This window comes from Actinomadura sp. NAK00032 (genome assembly GCF_013364275.1).
GTDB lineage: Bacteria > Actinomycetota > Actinomycetes > Streptosporangiales > Streptosporangiaceae > Spirillospora.
Window position 1 is genome coordinate 838556 of the sequence record NZ_CP054932.1, and the last position, 21022, is coordinate 859577.

The window sequence follows — 21022 nt, forward strand, 5'->3', positions numbered from 1 at the left end:
TGCAGGGTGGCCGGAAGTGGCGAGTGCGGGCGGGTCGGGGAGCGGCGTTCTAGCATCGGTGCAGTTGGCCTGTGGGCTGGGCGCGGTGGGGGCCTTGATGCAGCGTGTCGTTCCGTTGGAAGCGCGTGATCCTCGGCAGGTCGGCGGGTTCCAGATCCTCGGTCGGCTTGGTGTGGGCGGCCAGGGAGTGGTGTATCAGGGGCGCGGGCGGGACGGGACGCTCGTCGCGGTCAAGGTGCTGCATGAGCAGCTGGTCGCCAGCCGTGCGAACCGGAATGCGCTGGCGAGAGAGCTGGAGGCCGCCCGTCGGGTCGCGCCCTTCTCCACGGCTCAGGTCATTGCCGCCGACTTGGACGCCGAGCGGCCGTATGTGGTGAGCGAGTACGTCGATGGCGCGTCCCTTGAGGAGGTCGTGGAGTCGGAGGGGCCGCAGAAAGGCAACGCGCTTCATCGGCTGTCGGTCGCGACGGCTACCGCATTGGTCGCCATTCATGAGGCGGGGATCGTCCACCGGGACTTCAAACCGGCGAACGTTCTGATCGGGACGGACGGGCCGCGGGTCATCGACTTCGGGATCGCGCGTCTCTTCGAGAACACGACGACGTTGACGGGCAAGGTCGTCGGCACTCCCACGTACATGTCTCCTGAACAGGCCGCCGGGGAGCGGGTCGGGCCGGCGACCGATGTGTTCGCCTGGGGCGGGGTCATGACGTACGCCGCAGTGGGACGGCCGCCCTTCGGGCGCGGGCCGATGGCTGCGGTGATGGTTCGCCTCGCCCATGAAGACCCCGATCTCGGTGACCTTCCGGAGCCGATGCGTGGTCTGGTCATGGCGTGTTTGGAGAAGGACCCGGCGCGCCGGCCGACGGCTCATGCGGTGCTCATGCGCCTGGTCGCGGCGCCCGTGAGCGTGCAGGCGCCGGTCGAGGGGCCTGCCCCGTACCCGGAGCCGGGGCCCGCGCGCAACGTCACCCAATCCGATCCCGAAACTCAGCCCGCCACTTTGTCGCCGGACACGAACCCGGAGCCGGTGCCGCCTGCGGTGGCTCCCGATCGACTGTTGATCCGGCGTCCTTCGCTCGGCCGGAAGCCCTCGCTGTGGTGGTCGACGCTTTCGGCCGTTGCGGCCTTGCTCGTCGTCGCTGGGTTCCTATTCGTGCAGAACGTGCGAAACGGCTACTACGTCGGGGAGGAGGACGGCAAAGTCGTCCTCTATCGAGGTACGAAGGACACGGTGCTGGGCCTCAGCCTCTCACGCAAGGCGGCCAGTAAGGAGCAGTTGAATCCGCCGATCGTGGTCGCCGACCTTCCCGGGAGTGTGCAGGGGCAGGTGAAGGAGACCTTCGCGGTGCGGGGGCCGGAAGCGCTGCGCGACCTGGCGAAACGGGTCTGCAAGTACGGCCTGGGTGAGGACGTGGGCAAGGTCGTCATCGTGAAGGGGCGCGGGCAGGCTGATTGCCGCCAGACCATGGTCGTGGCCAGCGACATTCGCGTCAGCGAGTTGCCCAGGTCGGACGCGGCCAAGGTGACGGCTGGGGAGTTCGCGTTCGTCGGTCGGGCGGCGGCTGACGCGGCGCTCTCGCGGCTTGCCGACCGGCGGGACGCCTGTAAGGAATCGGGCGGACCGGCGATCGCGGACTGCCCGAGCGCCGCGTCATAGCGGGCCGACGAGCGGTAGAACCAGTTCTTGTTTTCCGGGGCGGCAGGGGCCAGTCTTGGGCGCATGGACCTGGTTGCTCTGGAAGAGATCCGGCGGCTCAAGTACCGCTACCTGCGGTGCGTCGACCTGAAGTTGTGGGACGAGTTCGCCGACGTGTTCGCGGAGGACGCCGTCGCCGAGTACGACACCCCCGTGCTCGGCAAGACGCTCCGGCTGGAGGGGCGGGACGCGATCGTCCAGTACATGCGGGAGAACCTGGACGACGGGAAGATCAGCGCCCACACGGCCGGGTGCCCGGAGATCGAGCTGGACGGGGACCGGGCCACCGGCATCTGGTCGCTGGACGACACGATCATCATCCCGGAGCACCGGCTGCTCATCCGGGGCGCCGCCTTCTACTACGACACCTACCGGCGCGAGGACGGGCGGTGGCTCGTGGAGAAGACCGGGCATCGGCGGACGTACGAGTACATGGTGTCCCTGGACGACGCCCCGAGCCTGAAGTTCACCACCTCCCATTGACCGGGACCGGCGTTGACTCGCTCCTAGAACGGGTTCTAACGTCCGGTCCTCAGTGTCGCGAACTCAACGGCGCTCGCGCCCCGCGTCCGTTAGGAGTGCCCGGTGGCCACCGAAGGCAAGACCGATTCGTTCGAAGCCGCGACGCGCGCGTTCGCCGACGCGGTCGTGGAGGCGGAGCGCATCATCCGCGCTGCGCCGCACGTCAAGACCGACCAGGACTTGGCTGAGGGGCTCGACTACCTCGCCGGCAGCATTAAAGCCTCGCTGCACATGGTCGGTGCCTACCAGCAGGACTATCCGTTCTTCGCGTCGTCCACCGGGCCGTACACCAAGCTGGGGCTCGATAACCCCGACACCTTGTACTTCCACGCCTATATCCGGGACGACGCAGAGTACGTGGTCATCGGACGGCGGGGGACGACCTCCGATCTGAGCTTCCAGGTCATGAACGGCGACTACTCGCCCACGCAGTCGCCGGACAGCCTGACCGCGTTCGACGACCGGGAACTCGATATCGCCGCGGACGGTTCGTTCCAGTTGCGGTTTGGGCCGCCCAAGGACGATCCCGGGCCCGGTTACGTCACGCTGCCTTCGGGCGCGGCGATGCTGATCGTCCGGGAAGTGTTCAGCGATTGGGAGAACGAGCGGCCGGGCGAGATCCGCATCCATCGCGCCGACACGATCGGGACCTCGCCGCTGGCCGTTCCGGCCGAGCGGATGGCACGGCGGTATCAGATCGCCGGGAAGATGCTGGTGTCCAGGATTCGCACGTTCCTGGCCTTCCCTGAATGGCACTACCTGCAGCTGCCGGTCAATACGCTGACCGAGCCGCGGCCGACGCCCGGCGGGCTGGCCACGCAGTTCTCGTCGGTGGGGCACTACGACCTCGATGACGACGAGGTCATCGTCATCACCGCGCCGGCCGCGGAGCGGGACGTGGCGCCCTATCAGGGCTTCCAGCTCGGCAGCATGTGGTACATCTCGCTCGACTACATCAACCATCAGACGAGCCTCACCGCCGACCAGGCCAGGATCGACGAGGACGGCAAGATCCGGTACATCGTGAGCGAGCGCGATCCGGGGCTCGCCAACTGGATCGAGCGGACCGGGCATCGCCGGGGATATCTGCAATTCCGCTGGCAGCGGCTTGCACGGGACCTCACGCCCGAGGACGGCCCGACAGTGGAGGTGGTGAAGTTCGACGACCTTCCGCGCGTCCTGCCGTTCTACGAGAAGCAGCGGGTCACCCCGCAGGAATGGTCGGAGAAGATCGCGGCCCGTCAGGTCGCCGTCGCGAAGAGGATGCTCGGCTGATGGCGGGACTGCTGGAGGACAAGGTCGTCGTCATCTCGGGTGTCGGGCCCGGGCTGGGGCGCGGGCTGGCGGTGCAGTGCGCCAAGGCCGGTGCGGACGTGGTGCTCGCGGCGCGCAACGAGGAACGGCTCGCCGAGGTCGCCAAGGAGGTCGAGGAGATCGGGCGCCGGGCCGTCACGGTTCCGACCGACATCAATGACGCGGCGGCCTGCGAGCGGCTCGCGGAGACGGCCCGGGAAGCGTTCGGACGGGTCGACGGGCTGGTCAACAACGCCTTCGCCACGCCGCCGCTGACCGACCTCACGAAGGTCGACCTCGATGCGGTGCGGGCCGGGTTCGAGACCAATGTGCTCGCGGCGCTGCACCTGACCCGGTTGTTCGTTCCCGCGCTCGAAGAGCACGGCGGGTCCGTGGTCATGGTGAACTCGGCGGTGCTGCGGCATTCGCGGCGGACGTTCGGCGCCTACAAGATGGCCAAGGCCGCCCTTCTCGCGATGGCGCAGAACCTCTCGACCGAACTCGGGCCGCGCGGCGTCCGGGTCAACACGATCGCCCCCGGATACATCTGGGCCGACAACCTCCAGTGGTATTTCAACCACCTCGCCAAGAAGCGCGGTATCACCGCGCAGGAGGTCTACGACGAGAACGCCGCGACGACCGACCTCCGGAAACTGCCCGAGCCCGACGAGGTCGCCGACGCCGTGGTGTTCATGCTGTCGCCGCTGGCGCGGGCGGTCACCGGGCAATGCCTGGACGTCAATTCCGGCGAGTGGCACCACTAGGAGAGGGCGGACCGATGAGCGCGGGTCGCGACAGCGTTGGCACGGTCGAGGATCTCCACGCCTCCGCCGGCAAGGTCACCGGCATGGACGACTTCGGTGACGACGACTACCTCGACGGGCTGAAGGTCCTGCTGGAGTCGCTGGCGAAGGAGGCCGGCCTCACTCCGCACGGGAACAAGGCGCAGCGTGCCATGCTGCGGGGCGCGCTGGCCGCGCGGCAGTTCTCCGAGGCGGCCTGGAAACGGCATCCCGAGCACGCGGAGGTGCCGATCGAGCGGCCGATCTTCGTCACCGGCCTGCCGCGGACGGGGACGACCGCCCTGCACCGGCTGCTCACCGCCGACCCCGCCCATCAGGGGCTCGACCTGTGGCTCGCCGAAGTGCCGCAGCCGCGCCCGCCACGTGAGACGTGGGCGGACGACCCGGTCTTCCAGGCGATCGACGCCGGATATCGGCGGCACCATGTCGAGAACCCCGAGTTCATGGGCGTCCACTACATCTCGGCCGACTCGGTCGAGGAATGCTGGCAGCTGCTGCGGCAGAGCATGCTGTCGATCTCGTTCGAATCCCTGGCGCACGTGCCGGGCTACTCGTCCTGGCTCGCCGGGCAGGACTGGACGCCCGCCTACCGCCGCCATCGTCGCAACCTCCAGCTCATCGGGCTGAACGACGCCGGGCGCCGATGGGTGCTGAAGAACCCGAGCCACCTCTTCGCGCTGGACGCGCTCCTCGACGTCTATCCCGACGCACTCATCATCCAGACGCACCGGACACCGCGCACCGCGATGGCGTCCATGTGCAGCCTCGCCGCCCACGCGACCGCCGGATGGTCGGAGACGTTCACGGGCGCCACGCTCGGACGCGACCAGCTGGACCTGTGGAGCCGCGGGCTCGACCAGTTCCGCGCCGAGCGGGCACGGCACAATCCCGACCAGTTCGCGGACGTCCACTACGACGACTTCGTCCGCGACCCGATCGGCACCGTGGAGGGCGTCTACGCGCGTTTCGGGCTGCCGTTCACCGAGGAGGCCCGGACGGCGATGACGCGGCTGCACGGCGAGAGCTCCAGCGGCGCCGCGAAACCGTCCCACCGGTACTCGCTCGAAGACTTCGGCCTCACCGCGGAAGAGGTCGACGAGCGTTTCGCCGACTACGCCGCCGGTCTCCGCGCCTGACCACCCCGGCCCGCGCACGGCCGACCGTCATCACCAGGCGCGAGAGGATTTGAACAAGCGCTCATCGTGCTTGTTCCGGTCTCCCGCCGCCGCCGGCGAAATGGCCGATGACATTGGCCGCCGTCCACACGCCGCCGGTGGTGATCAATCGAGCCTCCGCCGTCGTGGCGTGCCGATGGCAAATTCCGGCCAGATTATCGAAGATCCATTTTTTGGCATCCCCCCGCGGCGCGCCCATGGCGGCTGTCCGGCGGGGCATGTCGGCGATCAGTCCGCCGCCACAGACGCCTTACTCCGTGTTTTCGGAGAGTGAGCATCGGGAAGCTGAGAGTAGTCGGACGTGTGCCCAGGGTGACCCGGGCGGCGCGTTCGGCGGACGTTCAATCTCCCCAGAAGGTGGTGGCTTCGATGACCGGCAAGACCCCTCAGCCGTCGATGGTCGTGCAGCCGGGCGACGTGCGGTACCCCTCCCTCAGCCGCGGCTTCAACCAGCGGTGGATCGGCGAGCCCGAGTACGTCGTGGTGGTGCGGTCGTCCACGGAGGCCAAGGAGGCGCTGCAGAAGGCGGTACGCGAGGAGCCGAAGAACCCCAAGCGCACGCGCATCACGGTCCGCTCCGGCGGGCACTGCTACGAGAACTTCGTCTGCGGTGACGACGTGCGGGTGATCCTCGACGTCTCCCAGATGTGCAATATCGAGTACGACCCGAAAATGGACGCCTATTGCGTGGAGGCCGGTGCCAGCAATTGGCACACCTACAGCCATCTCTTCCCCGTGAGCGGGCGGGCCCTGCCGGGAGGTTCCTGCTATTCCGTGGGCCTGGGCGGGCACATCACGGGCGGCGGGTACGGTCTTCTCTCGCGTCAGTTCGGGCTCACCGTCGACTACCTCTACGCGGTCGAAGTGGCGGTGGTGAAGAAGGACAAGACCGTCGAGCTCGTCGTCGCGCGGCGCGACGACAGGGAAAACCCCGATCTGCAGAAACTGTGGTGGGCGCACACCGGTGGCGGCGGTGGGAACTTCGGCCTCATCACCAAGTTCTGGTTCAAGGACCCTCCGACACCGCCCAGCAGGGTCCGGCTGGCGGGCATCGCCTGGAACTGGAAGGACCTCACCAAGAACGACTTCACCGCCCTGCTCAACTCGTTCGGGGCCTACTTCCGCGACAACCAGGACAAGAACACGGCGAGCGGCAAGCTGTTCGGGATCCTCGCGCTCAACCACCACAGCAACGGCCAGATCGGGCTCACCGCGCAGGTGGACATCGACGACCCGGGCGGCATCGCGGCCATGGACGACTTCATCGCGAAGATGAACCATGGGATGAGCGCGGAAGCGACGGAGATGCGCACCTTCATGGGTGAGCGGCCGTCCCTCGGGACCCTGAAGATCCCGCGGGACATGCCCTGGCTGACGGCCACGCAGGTCCTGGACAGCAGCGGCGAGGACCAGTGCGGCAAGTACAAGTCCGCCTACATGCGCAAGCCGTTCAGCACCAAGCAGATCGACGCGATGTGGGCCCATCTCAGCAAAGACGGCCCTTATCGCGACTACAACAACCCGCAGTCCCTCATCCAGATCGACTCCTACGGAGGCGCCGTCAACGCACCACCTCGGGACACGGCCGCACGCCAGCGCGACTCCATCATGAAGATGCAGTACCAGGTCTACTGGACGGCGACCGACCAGCACGAGCCCAAGTACCTGGACTGGATCCGCAAGACCTACCAGGCGACCTTCGCCGACAGCGGCGGCGTCCCCAAGGTGGGTACCAAGCAGGACGACCTGGCGACCGACGGCTGCTACATCAACTACCCCGACGTCGACCTGAACGACACGACGACCTGGAACAGGTCCGGCCAGCCGGCATCGACCCTCTACTACAAGGACGGCTACACCAGGCTCCAAGAGGTGAAGCGCCGCTGGGACCCCCTTGACATCTTCCGCAACAGCCAATCAGTCAAGGAACAGAAGGCCCAATGACGAAATCGCCGCCACGCGGGAAGACGAACCTGAAGCACAACCTGAAGCGGAACCGCGCCAGCCTGGCGTACCGGCTGCGCTACGCGGCCCAGAACCCGGACAAGGTGCGGGCCTACCTGTCGCGGCTGGCGCGGGACGTGAAGCTCCGCGCCGCCAACCGGGGCCACGTCGCGTACTACCGGGCCGTGATGAGGTCGGACGCGGCCCGGAGCCCGGAGGCCGCCGTCGGCAGCCCCACGCGGGAGCGCTGGCTGCAACTCGGCCAGATGCAGTTCGACTACCTGCGCAAGCACGGGCTGAAGCCGGACGACCGGCTCCTGGAGATCGGCTGCGGCAACCTCCGCGCCGGCTGGCGGTTCATCGACTACCTGGACGGCGGCAACTACTACGGCATCGACATCTCACCCGACATCCTGCTCGCGGCGCAGCACACCCTCGTCCAGCAGGAACTGCAGGACAAGATGCCGCATCTGACCCTCGTCGACGACCTGAAGCTGCGGTTCCTGCCGGACGCGCACTTCACGGTCGTGCACGCGCACAGCGTGTTCAGCCACTCGCCGATCGAGGTGATCGACGAGTGCCTGGCCCACGTCGGCCGCGTCCTCGCGCCCGGCGGCTTCTTCGACTTCACCTTCGACCGGACGGAGGGGACCGAGCACCACGTCCTTCGCGAGGACTTCTACTACCGCACCGAGACGCTGACGGCGCTCGCCGAACGCCACGGCTTCGCCGCCCGCTTCATGGACGACTGGGAGGAGCTCCCGCACGGCCAGTCCAAGCTGCGCGTCACTCGCCCCCAGTCCTGACCCGAACCGTCACGGTCGATTGCGTATGGCGACCACCGTGTTCTTGGGCAGTGAGCGCACTGTGAAGTGGCTCGGGCTGAACTGGGACGGGCTGAAGCGCAGATCGCCCCACGTCCACGCGGGCGGGTTCGTGTGCAGGACGAACACGTCGATGCCGCCGAAGCGCGTGTTGGCGGACGCCTTGGCGAACGCGTCCGGGTCCTGGATCTTGGCCAGTGCCGCCAAGGCGTCGTGCCGGTCGTCCCAATGGCTGGTGCTGGCCGCCGCAGTGCGGTCGACGGCGATGTAGCCGGGCCACGGCAGGTACGCGAACAGGCGTTCGTCGTAGGAGAGGGTGCGCGGCGCGGCGTCGCGGCCGAGGGCGTCCGTGACCGCGTCCTCGACGCGGTTCACCGGGAACCACCGGATCCTGGGCTCGGCGGGCGCGAACCGGGTGCGCTTCCCGTTGGGACGCGGCTCGGCGTGGGCCAGCACGGCGTACCGGTGGGTGTCGGTGACCTCCGCTATGTCGGTACCGGGCGGCGGTGGCGTCCACTCGCGCCAGTAGCTGAACGCCGACCAGCCCACCAGCGCGGCCAGGGCGGCGGCGGTGATGCCGTGCGGGACGGTGTCCCGGGTGGCGAACCGCCGGACCAGGCCGGGCCCCGCGTGCACGATCGTGAGCACCCCGGCGATGGCGAGCAGCACCGTGATCATCCGCGCGGTGTGGTAGAAGAGCCCGGTGTGGTCGGTGAAGACGTAGCGGGCGGCGGCGACCGCGCGGTACAGGTAGGCGCCGCCGATCAGGCACAGCAGCGGAGTGGCCCACCAGGTCGTGCGGCGGTACCAGATGGCGCCGGCCAGGCCGGTCAGCTGCAGGAGCCCCAGCGGCGTCGCGGCCAGGAACGGGAACGGGTTGCTCGTGATGGCGGGCGCGGGGAACTGGTCGGAGACCATCTGCCCGCCCTCGCTCAGCAGCGTCCAGCCGTAGGGCACCAGGTACCAGCTCGCCGTCACGGCGGCCACCACGACCACCTTCGCCAGGTACGCCAGGTACCGGCGGCGGTCGTCGGCCGCCCGCCAGGCCAGCCACGCCAGGACGAGGATGCCCGCCGCGCCCCACAGCATGAACCCCAGGTAGGTGGCCACGACCAGGCCGCCGAGGATCCCGGCGGGCAGCCAGTGCAGCCGGCCGCGCGGCGGGCGGCCGAACGTCGCCGGCACCCACGGGGTGAACACGGCCAGCGCGACGACCTCGTGCGCCTTGCGCGGATCGCCGAACGCGACCAGCGAGGCGGCCGCGATGGCGAGCGCGGCGGGCGCGGGCACCAGCCGCGTCCACAGCAGGAACGCCAGCAGCACCGCGCCGGAGACCGTGAGGGTCTGCGCGTCGCCGAGCACCTGCCAGGCGTGCAGGTCCAGCAGCGCGGACGCCCTGCCGACCACCCACGGGAACAGCGGCGGGTACTCGGACGGCACCCCGGCGACGATGCCGTCCGTGGGGACGGCGGTGGCGCTGTAGCGGGTGACCATCGCGCTCATCCGGCCCTCGTCCCCGAGGAGCCCGGCGAACCCGAACGGGGTGCCGTGCAGTGTGCTGCGCAGCGCGAGCACCACCCACGCGGCCAGCAGCCCCGCCGCCACCCCGGTCAGCGGTTCGGTGCGGAGCGGGACGCGCCACCGGCGGGGCCGCGCCGCCGCGACCGCCAGCGCGGCGGCCAGCAGCACGCCGCCGGCGGCGACGGGCAGCACCGCGCCGCGCGGGGTGAAGGGGTCCTGGTCGACGAGGCTCGGCAGCAGCATCGCCACCGGCGTCATCACCAGCCAGGTCAGCAGCGCCGGGACGGTGGCCCCCCGCATCGCCGCCGCCCCGGCGGCGCGCGCACGGGGCGCACGCTCGCCGGTCGCCTGTTCGCCGGTCGCCTGTTCGCCGGTCGGTCGTTCGCCGGTCGGCTCGTCCGGTTTCTGCTGGTCGGTCACTCGTGCGTCGGATCCTGTCATTCGGGACCGCTCGTCAACCGGTCTCGAGGATGCGGTCGGCGACGCGGCTGGCGGCCTTGCCGTCGTCCAGCTCGCAGAAGCGCCGGACGAACCGGTCGTAGGGTTCGGCGTAGTCGCGTTCGACCTGGTCGAGCGAGCGCAGCGCCTCGATCACCTCGTCGGACGAGCCGAGCAGCGGGCCGGGCGCCTCGTCCTCGAAGTCGAAGTAGAAGCCGCGCAGCTCGTCCCGGTAGTGCTCCAGGTCGTAGGTGAAGAACAGGATGGGCCTGCCCGTGTTCGCGTAGTCGAACATCAGCGACGAGTAGTCGGTCATGAGGACGTCGGCGGCCAGGAACAGCTCCGCGATGTCGGGGTAGGCGGACACGTCGCGGACGAAGCCGTCCCCCACCTCCGGGACGGTGTCGACCACGTTCGGGTGCCGCCGGACCAGCAGCACGTGGTCGTCGCCGAGTTCGGCCGCCGCGCGCTCCAGGTCGAGCCGCATGTCGAGCCGGTACTTGCCGGGGCCGTAGTAGCTGTCGTCCCGCCAGGTCGGCGCGTACAGGACGGCGCGCTTGTCCGCGGGCAGGCCGAGCCGCTCGCGCACCCGCTCCGCGAGGAGGCTGCGGTCGGGCGAGGCGAGGATGTCGTTGCGCGGGTACCCGGTCTCGATGAGCTCGCCCTCGTAGCGGAACGCGCGGCGCAGGATCGGCGTGCTGAACGCGTTGGGGGAGACGAGGTAGCTCCAGTTCGGCGCCTCCTTGGCCACCTTCTCCAGGTAGCGGGCGTTGGCGAAGTGGACGTCCTCGATGTCGAACCCGATGCGCTTCAGCGGCGTGCCGTGCCAGGTCTGGACGACGACCTGGCCGGGCCGGCGGACGAACCACTCGGGCAGGTGCGCGTTGGAGATGACGTAGCGGCTCCGGGCCATGGCCTCGTACCACTCCGCGCCCCACAGCCGCACGGGCCGCGCCGTCTCGGGCAGCTCCACCTGCGCGTCGCGCACCACCCACAGGTGCTCGACGTCGGCGCCGCGCCGCACGAGCTCCTCGTGGATCGCGCGGGGACTGTCGGAGTACTGCTTGCCGGAGTAGCTGTCGTACAGCACCGCCGGGCGCAGCGGCCGCAGGCGGCGCGGCGCGCGGTAGTGCCGGGCGCGGGTGCGGGCCTGCCGGTACGCGCCGCGCTCGCCGGGCCGCAGGTCGGAGTGGACCTCCAGGACGGGCACGTCGTAGCCCTGCTCCCGCAGGACGTAGCGGCGGCCGTCGATCGTCCTCTCGACCGGCATCCGGTCCAGCGCCGCGTGGGCCAGCGGCACGGCGAGGTTCCGCCCGGCCGGGGACGACGCGGTCGCCGGGCGGCGGACGCGCAGGTCCCACCGGCCCGACGCGAGCGGCAGGACGCCGCCGAGCGAGACGAGCCGGCTCACCGGCAGCTCGGCGCGGAACCGGCCGTCCGCCCGGGTCAGCGGGAACGCGCGCTCCTCGTTGCGGTCGCGGCTGCGCAGCACCAGCTCCGCCGGGTCGGGGGTGGCGGGCGGGCAGTCGCCGGTGAGGACCAGCGTCCCGTCCTGCTCCCAGGACGCGCCGGTGAGGACCGGGCGGGGGATGCGGGCCTCCAGCCCGGCGTAGCCGTGCCGGGAGCGCAGGACCGCGAACTCCGTGTCGGCGTAGGTGTAGAGGCCCTCGTCGATGTCGGTGTCGAGGACGATCCGGATCATCTCGTCCGGCGCCGCGGAGGCGTCGTCGGAGGCGGACGCGGGGACGTCCTCGGGCGCGGCGTCGTCGTCGCCCGCCGCGTCGTCATCGGAGGCGAAGTCGTCCGGCGCGCCGGGGGTGTCGGACGTCTCGGGGGCGCCCGCCGCCGGGCGGTCGGCCGGCAGCGCGGGGTCGCTGGCCACGGTGGCGGCTCCGGCCGCCGTCTCGTCCTCAGGGGTCGGCGCGGCGGCGTCCGGGCCGTCTGAGGGGTTGGCCGCGGTGTCGTTCGGCAGGCTCAGTTCGAGCCGCCACTGGACCCCGGTGTCGGCCGCGGTGCCCGGCGGGGTGCCCGGAACGTCCGGCCCCTCGTCCTGGGCGGGCATGTCGTCGATGAGTGCGCTGAGCGGGATCCGTGCCCGGAAGCCGCCGGCGCCGTCGGCGTCCGGTTCCACCGGGTAGCGGTCCAGCAGCGTCCCGGCGTTGCGCTGCACGGCGAGCGCGGCGCCGTCGGGCACGCCGCCGAGGACCGTTCCCGTGACCTCCAGGGCGTCGCCGCTCACCCGGTGGCCGGTGAGGCGCGCCCGCACGGTCTCCACCCGGAGCCGCAGCGTGCCGCCGCGCGTGAACACGGGGACGACGCGCACGTCAGGCGCGACGTAGTGCCAGTCGGGGTGCGCGGCGCTGCCCGAGGACGCCGCCGCCAGCGCGCCGCGCCGCAGCACCCCGCGGTCGTAGACGCCGGCCGCGATCAGCCAGGTCCCGTCGACGTACCGGCCGTCCCGGCGCAGCCGCTTCGGGTCGATGGTGGCGGAGAACCCGGACCAGGCGTGGCTGCGCTCCGGATCGCGCGCGCTCTCGTCGGCGTCGCGGCAGCGCCGCGTCCACGCCGGGACCACCCGGGTGGTGCCGCTCTCCGGCTCCCGGAGACCGATGACCTTGAGGGACGACCAGGGGAAACGCGTCCCGACATTGGCGATGAAAGCGTGCCCGGTGATGTGCAGCTTTCCGTCCCGCCAGGTCACTTCGTGCAATCGCGTGCGGGCGGCGAGTTCCTCGCCGAGCCGGAACACCCGGCGCGGGATTTTCAGCCGCCGGTCGCCCCAGTACGGGTACCGCGCGTAATGGCGCCACAACCTCCGCGTCACCGGAATCCGCAGTTTCCGGCGCTCGTACTCCAGCACCTGGAGCAGCTCCGGCACTAATCCGCGGCCGACGAGATGCCACTTCAACCGCATCATCGCGGGGAGGTCGTTCAGCGCGGTGCGGTCGGCCTGTTCGAGGAAACCGTGGGCCAGTTCCACGAACCGGGCGCGGAACTCCTCGTCCGCCTCGGCCAGCACGTTCAGGAAGATGCGCAGGTCGCTGCGCAGCGCCACCTCGTCGTACTCGCGCTTGCAGGCGCGCACCTCCGGCTCCGTCCGGGCGCCGAGGAACCGGCTGACGGTCTCCACCGCCGCGAACCGGTCGGTGACCGCGCCGATCTCCGTGCGCCGCTGGGTGATCGACAGGTCGCCGCCCGCGCGCTGCCGCCAGTAGTAGACGGTCTCGCTGAGCACGTCCACGGACGAGGCGAGGAAGTGCGCCGGCAGCGTCACCGGGATGTCCTCGTACAGGACGCCCTCGGGAAAGCGCAGGTCGTGCTCGTCCCAGAACGCGCGGCGGAAGACCTTGTTGGGCACCAGCCGGTCGTACATCAGCAGGTGGTCGCGGGTGACGTGGGTGCGCAGCCGCGTCGACGCCATCGGGCGGCGGTGCATCGGCGACTGCCGCAGCCCCTCCTCCGTCAGGAGTTGGACGTTGCCCGAGGCGATGTCCGACCCGGTGCGCTCCAGGGTGCCCACCAGCAGTTCGAGCGCGTAGCCGGGCAGGACGTCGTCGCTGTCGACGAACGCCAGGAAACGGCCGCGCACGTTCGCCGCCCCGACATTGCGCGCATTGCCGAGCCCGCCGTTGGCCTGCCGGATCAGGCGGAAACGCGGGTCGTCGTTCACGAAGTTCTGGGCGATCTTCGCGCTGGTGTCGGTCGATCCGTCATCGACCAGGACGACGTCCAATTCGCGGAGCGACTGCCGTGCGATGGAGGTCAGGCATTCCTCCAGATACGGCTCCACGTTGTATATGGGCACTACCACACCGACGCGTGGCTCAGGCATAGATGTCACCAACTTGTCTCCCGTTCCCCCCGACCAATTCCCCTCCCCGTTCTGGAGACGCTTATGCGGGTCAAAACGATCACACGTATTCAAGATCAAGTTTTGCGGCCGGTGCCGGAGCGGGGTCCGAGCCGGGCCGAGCCGGTGCCGGATCGGGTGCCGCCGGTCGCGCGCGGGCGTCGCTGGTGGCCGATGCCCGCGGTGGCCGGTTTGTCACGTCGTATCCCCACGGTAACTCCGCGGCCGGCGGGCCACCCGGTGATGGAAGGGCAACTGTTAGCGGTATCAGCCGCCGCCGTCAAGGGTCGCGGCGACGCCCGGCAATGGCCCGGGGGATTGACACCGTGGGGAGTTAGCGCAAACATTCGTGACACGCGCCACACTGAGCCCCGCCCCCGGCGGGGTCCCGTCCGGACTCGGAATGTTAACGCTAACACTGGCGGCCCGAGGACGACGCCCTCCAGACGCCCTTCGCCGACCCCCCGAGGAAGAAGGAAGAACCCCATGCTCAAGCGGCTCATCGTCGCCGTCGCGGGCGCCTCGCTCGCGCTGACGGCCCTCAGCGCCTGCGGCTCCGGCGGCGACGGCTCCGGTTCCGGCTCCGGCAAGCTCGTCCTCGGCTTCTCGCAGGTCGGCGCGGAATCCGGCTGGCGGACGGCCAACACCAAGTCGATCCAGGAGGCCGCGAAGGCCGCCGGCGTCGACCTGAAGTTCTCCGACGCCCAGCAGAAGCAGGAGAACCAGATCGCCGCGATCCGGTCCTTCATCAAGCAGAAGGTGGACGTCATCGCCTTCTCCCCGGTGGTCGTCACCGGCTGGGACGCCGTCCTCAAGGAGGCCAAGGCGGCCGACATCCCGGTCGTCCTCACCGACCGGGCCGTCGACTCCGACGCCTCCCTCTACGTCACCTTCCTCGGCTCGGACTTCGTCGCCGAGGGCAAGAAGGCCGGCGACTGGCTGGTGACCGAGTACAAGGACGCCAAGGAGCCCGTCAACATCGTCCAGCTGGAGGGCACCGTCGGCGCCGCGCCCGCGATCGACCGCAAGAAGGGCTTCGAGCAGGCCATCGCGGCCAACCCGAACCTCAAGGTGATCGCCTCGCAGTCCGGCGACTTCACCCGCGCCAAGGGCAAGGAGGTCATGCAGGCCCTGCTCAAGGCGCACAAGGACATCGACGTGCTGTTCGCCCACAACGACGACATGGGCCTCGGCGCGATGCAGGCGATCCAGGAGGCCGGCCTCACCCCCGGCAAGGACATCAAGATCGTCACGGTCGACGCGGTCAAGGACGGGATGCAGGCGCTCGCCGACGGCAAGTTCAACTTCATCGTCGAGTGCAACCCGCTGCTCGGCGGCCAGCTGATGGACACGGCGAAGAAGGTCAAGGCCGGCGAGAAGGTCGAGAAGCGCATCGTCACCGTCGAGACGGTCTTCGACCAGGCCAAGGCCAAGGAGGCGCTGCCCACCCGCAAGTACTGACCTTCCGGCTAGGAGGAGGCGGCCATGACCGTTCCCGTCCTGGAGATGGACGGCATCTCCAAGGGGTTCCCCGGCGTCCAGGCCCTCGACGACGTGGCGTTCCGGCTGTTCCCCGGCGAGGTGCACGCGCTGATGGGGGAGAACGGCGCCGGCAAGTCCACCCTCATCAAGGTGCTGACCGGCGTCTACGGGGCCGATGCCGGGACCGTCGCGATCGACGGGCGCGGCACCCTCGTCCAGGGGCCGCTGCACGCCCAGCGGCTCGGCATCAGCACCGTCTACCAGGAGGTCAACCTCTGCCCGAACCTGTCGGTCGCGGAGAACGTCTTCATCGGCCGCCAGCCGCGCCGCCGGTCCGGCCGCATCGACTGGGGCGCGATCAACCGCCGCGCCGCCGAACTGCTGGCCAGGCTCGACCTCGACCTGGACGTCACCGCGCAGCTCGGCTCGTACTCGCTCGCGGTGCAGCAGCTCGTCGCGATCGTCCGGGCGGTGGACCTCCAGGCGAAGGTGCTGGTCCTGGACGAGCCGACGTCCAGCCTCGACCGCGGCGAGGTCGGGCGGCTGTTCGACGTCATGCGCCGGCTGAAGGACGACGGCGTCGCGATCCTGTTCGTCTCGCACTTCCTGGAGCAGATCTACGAGGTCTGCGACCGGGTGACGGTGCTGCGCAACGGCCGCCTCGTCGGCGAGTACCCGATCGGTGAGCTGAGCCGGTTCGACCTCGTCGCGAAGATGACCGGGCAGGAGCTGGCGTCCCTGGAGGAACTCGACGAGACCTCGCTCGACGCCCCCGAGGGGGAGCGGCTGCTCGCGCTCGAAGGGGTCGGCCGGAGCGGCGCGATCGCCCCGGCCGACCTCGACCTGCGCGCGGGCGAGGTCGTCGGGTTCGCGGGCCTGCTCGGCTCCGGCCGCTCCGAGCTGGCCCGGCTGATCTTCGGCGCGGACCACGCCGACAGCGGCCGGATCCGGACGGCCGACGGCCCCGTCTCGATCCGGACGCCGCGCGCCGCGATCGACCGGGGCGTCGCCTACTGCCCCGAGGACCGCAAGGGCGACGGCCTGGTCATGGACCTGACCGTCGCGGAGAACATCGTCCTCGCGCTGCAGGCCGCGCGCGGCTGGCTCCGCCCGCTGGGCCGGCGCCGCCGCGACGAGCTGGTGGAGGAGTACGTCAAGGCGCTGCGCATCCACCCGCCCGACCCGGACGTCCCGGTGCGGAACCTGTCCGGCGGCAACCAGCAGAAGGTGCTGCTCGCCCGCTGGCTCATCACCCGGCCGAAGCTGCTCATCCTGGACGAGCCGACGCGCGGCATCGACATCGGCGCCAAGATCGAGATCCAGCGGCTCGTGGTGTCGCTGGCCCGCGACGGCATGGGCGTCGTGTTCATCTCCGCCGAGCTGGAGGAGGTGCTGCGCATCTCGCACAAGGTCGAGGTGCTGCGCGACCGCAGGCTCGTCGCCGAACTCCGCAACGACGGGTCGCTGACCCCCGAACGCATCCTGCAGACCATCGCGAACGGAGACGCGGAGGAATGAACCGGGCGCAATCCCTCTCCCGACTCGCCGCCCTCACCCGGAGCACGCTGTTCTGGCCGGTGACCGTGCTGGTCGTCCTGCTGCTCGGGAACGTCGTCTTCACGCACGGCTTCCTGGCGATCCACGTCCGGCAGGGCCACCTGTACGGGAGCCTCATCGACATCCTGCTGTTCGGCGCCCCGCTGGTCCTCGTCTCGCTCGGTATGACGGTCGTCATCGCGACGGGCGGCGTCGACCTGTCGGTCGGGGCGACCGTCGCCATCTCCGGCGCGCTGGCCTGCTACCTGATCAGCAGGGGGCAGGGCCTCGTCGTCTCGATCGCCGCCGCCGTCATCGCGTCGCTGCTGCTGGGGATGTGGAACGGGCTGCTGGTCACGCGCCTCGGCATCCAGCCCATCATCGCGACGCTCATTTTGATGGTGGCGGGACGCGGCGTCGCCCAGCTCATCACCGGCGGCCAGATCATCACGATCAACGACCAGGACTACAAGATGATCGGCGGCGGCTACTGGCTCGGCCTGCCGTTCGCGATCATCCTGGTGGCGATCGCGCTGGCCGCGACCGTCCTGCTGACCCGGCGCACCGCGCTCGGCATGCTGCTGGAGTCGGTCGGCGGCAACGCCGAGGCGTCCCGCCTGGTCGGCATCCGCGCGGCCGGGCTGATCGTGCTGGCGTACGCGTTCTGCGGGCTGTGCGCCGGGATCGCCGGGCTGATGATCAGCTCCAACACGCTGTCGGCGGACGGCAACCACGCCGGGCTGTGGATCGAGCTGGACGCGATCCTCGCCGTCGTCCTCGGCGGCACCGCGCTCACCGGCGGCCGGTTCTCCCTCGCCGGGACGGTCGTGGGCGCGCTCATCATCCAGACCCTCGACACCACGATCTACACCGCGGGCATCCCGCCGCGCACGACGCTCGTCTTCGAGGCGGTCGTCGTCACGATCGTGTGCCTCCTCCAGTCGCCCGCCTTCCGCGCCAAGTTCGCCCGCCGCCGAAGGCCCGCGCGTCCTGAGCCCGTCACGTCCAAGCAGGAGGTCACAGCATGAGTGCCGTTCTCGCCGGTGCGGCTCTTCGCGGAAGGGTGCTCGTGCCGCGCCGCAGGCACGTGCCCGTCCTGGTGACGCTCGGGCTGTTCGTGGCCGCGTTCGCGGCGGGGGCGATCCGCTACCCGAACTTCGGCACCACCCAGGTCTTCCTCGACCTGTTCATCGACAACGGGTTCCTCATCGTCGTCGCGGTCGGCATGACGTTCGTGATCCTGACCGGCGGCATCGACCTGTCCGTGGGGTCGGTGGTGGCGCTGTCGGGGATGCTGTGCGCGATCGGCACGATGAAGCTGCACCTGCCCGCGCCGGCCGTCATCCCGCTGGTGCTCGCCTTCGGGACGCTGTTCGGCGCCGCCATGGGCTACATGATCCATGTGTTCCAGGTGCAGCCGTTCATCGCGACGCTCGCCGGAATGTTCCTCGCGCGCGGCCTGTGCCTGACGCTCAGCGAGAACCAGATCTCCATCGACGACTCGTTCTTCGACACCCTCGCACTCAACTCCCTGCACTTCCCCGGCGGCGACCACCTCTCCTACGGCGCCGTCACTGCTCTGGTGGTGTTCGCCGTCGGCGCCGTCGTCCTGCAGTGGACGCGCACCGGCCGCAACGTCTACGCCGTCGGCGGCAACGAGCAGTCGGCGATGCTGATGGGCCTGCCCGTCGGCCGCACGAAGATCCAGGTGTACGCGATCAGCGGCTTCTGCTCCGCGCTCGGCGGCGTGCTGTTCGCGCTCTACACCCTGTCCGGCGACCCGACCCACGCGATCGGCATGGAACTCGACGCGATCGCCGCCGTCGTCATCGGCGGGACCGTCCTCACCGGCGGCTCGGGCTACCTCGTCGGCAGCGTCCTCGGCGTCCTCGTCCTCGGCGTCATCAAGACCATCCTCAGCTTCGAGGGCACCCTCAGCTCCTGGTGGACGCGCATCGCCATCGGCGTCCTGCTGTTCGGCTTCATCGCCCTCCAGCGCCTCATCGGCGCCCGCCGCCGCACCCGCGCGGCGGCCACCTGACGGCCCCTCAGCGACTGGCAACCCGTGCCCGCCGCCGCACCCGCACCGCCGCCACCTGACCGGGCCGCGTCAGTCCTGCGGGACCCACCGTTTCGTGTGGTCCTCGGCCCAGCACGTCGCCTGGCCGCCGGCGAGGGCGGCGAGCTGCATCTGCCAGCTCCGCGTCGGCCGGAGCACGACGCGTTCGGCGGGACGGGCGTCCAGCGGCTCCCACGGCCCGCCGGTGGTCATCACCCACACGCCCTGGGGGCCCGCGACGGCGATGGTGCGGCCCTCCCGGTGGTCGAGGACGGCGAGGTCGTCGATGGGCACCGGGCAGGGCACCGTCATGGGCGGCGCCCATCCGCCAGAGAGCTGCTCGACGGCCACGAGGGTGCCGGTGGTGCCGTCCACCGCCAGCACCTCCACGTCCCCCCACTGGCTGATGCCGAGCGCCGCCGCCTTCGGCCGCAGCTCGGCGAGGACGGGTTCGACGAGCCCGTCGGTGATGGCGAACAGCTCCGGCCCCTCCCGGTAGAGGACGACGAGGGGTCCGTCCGGCCGGGTGATGGCGGGCCCCACAGCGCTGTCCGTCCGGAGGCCCTCCTTCAGGACCCGCTCGCGGAAGCCGGTCTCACCGGGCGAGAGGTCGAAGGCCAGGACCTGCTCGGGGCCGAGCGCGACGCAGACCACGCCGCCGTCGCAGGCCCGCGCCACCGCCGGCCGCCCGTGCACAGGACGCTCCGTGACCCGCTGCCAGCGGCCGTCGAAGGCCGCCCACAGGCCGTCCTGCGGGTCGAGGGCGAGCACGACCAGCCGTCCCGTCCCGTCGAGCACGGCCGCCGTGCGCGCGACGGCGCGCGGGCCGTCCGGCGGGGGACGCCACGGGCCCGACGCGGCCAGGCCGAGCAGCGACCCCGTCACCGTGATCCGCCCGTCCCGGACGTCGCTCACCACGTCCACGCAGGTCACCTGGCTCGCCTCGGCGGCGAGCAGCGCGCCGAGGCGATGCCCCCAGGGGCGCAGCGGCACCGGCCGCCGGGCCGGATCCGGCGACAGCGCCGCCGTGACCAGGTCCGCGACCTCGCGCGACCAGCCGTGGCGGTCCAGCACCCGCTCGGCCACCCGCGCCGCGTCGCGCGCCGGCAGCCCGGACGCCGCCGTCGGGACCTGCTGCCCGGTCAGCAGGTGGTAGACGACCGCGCCGACCGAGTACGCGTCGGTGCGCTCGGTGGACTCCTCGGCCGCCTCCGGCGCGCCGAACCCGCGGGTGATCGCGGCCGTGGTCCGGGACAGCTCGGTGAACCGCATGAACGTGAAGTCGATGAGCGAGACCCGGCCGTCCGGCCCGACCATGATGTTGCCGGGCGAGATGTCCCCGTGGACGCGGCCGAGGTCGTGGAGGGCGTCCACGATCCGGCACACCTCGGTGACGACGTTCGGCAGGTCCCGGGGCGCGGCGGCCTCCCGCCACCTGCGCAGGTCGGTGCCCTCTACCCAGCGGGTGGCCATGTAGAGGCCGCGCTCTCCGCCGGGGGCCGCGCCGGCCGGGTCGAGGGGCGCCTCGCCGGGCGGGTGCGGCGCCGGGCCGCCGAAGATCTGCGCCGGGACGACGACGCCGGGGACGGCGTGCAGGTCGCTGCTGTCCAGGTGGCTCTTGTACCAGCGGTCGTTCCACGTGCGCAGCAGCGTCTCGGGATCGTCGCCGTGCCGGGTGACGGCCGGGTGCCCGGTCAGCAGCATCTTGACGGCCCAGTCGCCGCCGCGCTGCCGGCCGTCCGGCTGGATGCGGCGGGCGAGCCACACATCGCCCTCCCCGCCCCGGGTGACGGCTTCGACCAGCGTGTACTCGTCCGGGCTGTGGTCCGGGCCGACGCGCCAGCCCGGCCGGGGGCCGGAGAACCACTCGGACATG

At 70.7% G+C, this 21022-nt stretch carries 15 protein-coding genes; 11 read left to right on the forward strand and 4 right to left on the reverse strand.

Features of this window, described 5'->3' with window-relative positions; all coding sequences use genetic code 11:
* The first annotated feature begins 97 nt into the window (after window positions 1–97).
* From HUT06_RS04030 to HUT06_RS04050, 5 genes are all read left to right on the forward strand, one after another.
* Window positions 98–1660 carry a serine/threonine-protein kinase gene (locus HUT06_RS04030; protein WP_176194462.1) on the forward strand — a complete coding sequence of 521 codons (1563 nt, stop codon included), beginning with the start codon at window positions 98–100 and terminating at the stop codon, window positions 1658–1660.
* 63 nt (window positions 1661–1723) lie between these two features.
* Window positions 1724–2182, forward strand: a complete 459-nt coding sequence (locus HUT06_RS04035) for a nuclear transport factor 2 family protein (RefSeq protein ID WP_176194463.1) — start codon at window positions 1724–1726, stop codon at window positions 2180–2182.
* Window positions 2183–2284: 102 nt separating this feature from the next.
* Window positions 2285–3496 (forward strand): hypothetical protein, encoded by a 1212-nt coding sequence (locus HUT06_RS04040; protein ID WP_176194464.1) that lies wholly within the window; start codon window positions 2285–2287, stop codon window positions 3494–3496.
* Window positions 3496–4278, forward strand: a complete 783-nt coding sequence (locus HUT06_RS04045; RefSeq protein WP_138639386.1) for an SDR family oxidoreductase — start codon at window positions 3496–3498, stop codon at window positions 4276–4278. The genes HUT06_RS04040 and HUT06_RS04045 overlap by 1 nt, the downstream gene beginning before the upstream one ends.
* Before the next feature lie 14 nt (window positions 4279–4292).
* A complete protein-coding gene (locus HUT06_RS04050) occupies window positions 4293–5453 on the forward strand; it encodes a sulfotransferase (RefSeq protein WP_176194465.1) in 1161 nt (386 codons plus the stop codon).
* Window positions 5454–5514: 61 nt separating this feature from the next.
* Here the strand turns inward: HUT06_RS04050 and HUT06_RS04055 are convergent, their stop codons facing one another.
* Window positions 5515–5691 (reverse strand): hypothetical protein, encoded by a 177-nt coding sequence (locus tag HUT06_RS04055; protein WP_176194466.1) that lies wholly within the window; start codon window positions 5689–5691, stop codon window positions 5515–5517.
* Between the two features lie 170 nt (window positions 5692–5861).
* Here HUT06_RS04055 and HUT06_RS04060 point away from each other — a divergent pair, with 170 nt between their 5' ends.
* Window positions 5862–7436 (forward strand): FAD-dependent oxidoreductase, encoded by a 1575-nt coding sequence (locus tag HUT06_RS04060; protein ID WP_176194467.1) that lies wholly within the window; start codon window positions 5862–5864, stop codon window positions 7434–7436.
* Entirely contained in the window at window positions 7433–8242 is an 810-nt protein-coding gene (locus HUT06_RS04065; protein ID WP_176194468.1) for a class I SAM-dependent methyltransferase, read from the forward strand. The genes HUT06_RS04060 and HUT06_RS04065 overlap by 4 nt, the downstream gene beginning before the upstream one ends.
* 9 nt (window positions 8243–8251) lie before the next feature.
* Here HUT06_RS04065 and HUT06_RS04070 read toward each other — a convergent pair whose 3' ends face one another.
* The gene (locus tag HUT06_RS04070; protein ID WP_176194469.1) at window positions 8252–10201 is read right to left on the reverse strand and encodes an arabinofuranosyltransferase; all 1950 of its coding nucleotides are present in this window, start codon (window positions 10199–10201) and stop codon (window positions 8252–8254) included.
* A gap of 34 nt (window positions 10202–10235) precedes the next feature.
* On the reverse strand, window positions 10236–14051 hold the full coding sequence (locus HUT06_RS04075; RefSeq protein ID WP_302931777.1) for a CDP-glycerol glycerophosphotransferase family protein: 3816 nt from the start codon (window positions 14049–14051) through the stop codon (window positions 10236–10238).
* A gap of 504 nt (window positions 14052–14555) precedes the next feature.
* Here HUT06_RS04075 and HUT06_RS04080 point away from each other — a divergent pair.
* Genes HUT06_RS04080 through yjfF form a run of 4 tightly spaced genes read left to right on the forward strand, consistent with a single transcriptional unit; the run spans window position 14556 to window position 19128 of the window.
* The gene (locus HUT06_RS04080; RefSeq protein ID WP_176194471.1) at window positions 14556–15530 is read left to right on the forward strand and encodes an ABC transporter substrate-binding protein; all 975 of its coding nucleotides are present in this window, start codon (window positions 14556–14558) and stop codon (window positions 15528–15530) included.
* A 24-nt stretch (window positions 15531–15554) separates the two neighbouring features.
* Window positions 15555–17069, forward strand: coding sequence for a sugar ABC transporter ATP-binding protein (locus tag HUT06_RS04085; protein WP_254714970.1), 1515 nt, complete (start codon window positions 15555–15557; stop codon window positions 17067–17069).
* Window positions 17066–18115: an ABC transporter permease gene (locus HUT06_RS04090; protein WP_176194472.1), complete on the forward strand. Its 1050-nt coding sequence runs from the start codon at window positions 17066–17068 to the stop codon at window positions 18113–18115. Before HUT06_RS04085 ends, HUT06_RS04090 begins: the two co-directional genes overlap by 4 nt.
* Complete coding sequence (gene yjfF / locus HUT06_RS04095) at window positions 18112–19128, forward strand: galactofuranose ABC transporter, permease protein YjfF (RefSeq protein WP_176194473.1); 1017 nt, start codon at window positions 18112–18114, stop codon at window positions 19126–19128. The genes HUT06_RS04090 and yjfF overlap by 4 nt, the downstream gene beginning before the upstream one ends.
* Window positions 19129–19197: 69 nt before the next feature.
* Here the strand turns inward: yjfF and HUT06_RS04100 are convergent, their stop codons facing one another.
* Window positions 19198–21021, reverse strand: a complete 1824-nt coding sequence (locus HUT06_RS04100; protein ID WP_176194474.1) for a protein kinase — start codon at window positions 21019–21021, stop codon at window positions 19198–19200.
* Between the last annotated feature and the right edge of the window lies 1 nt (window position 21022).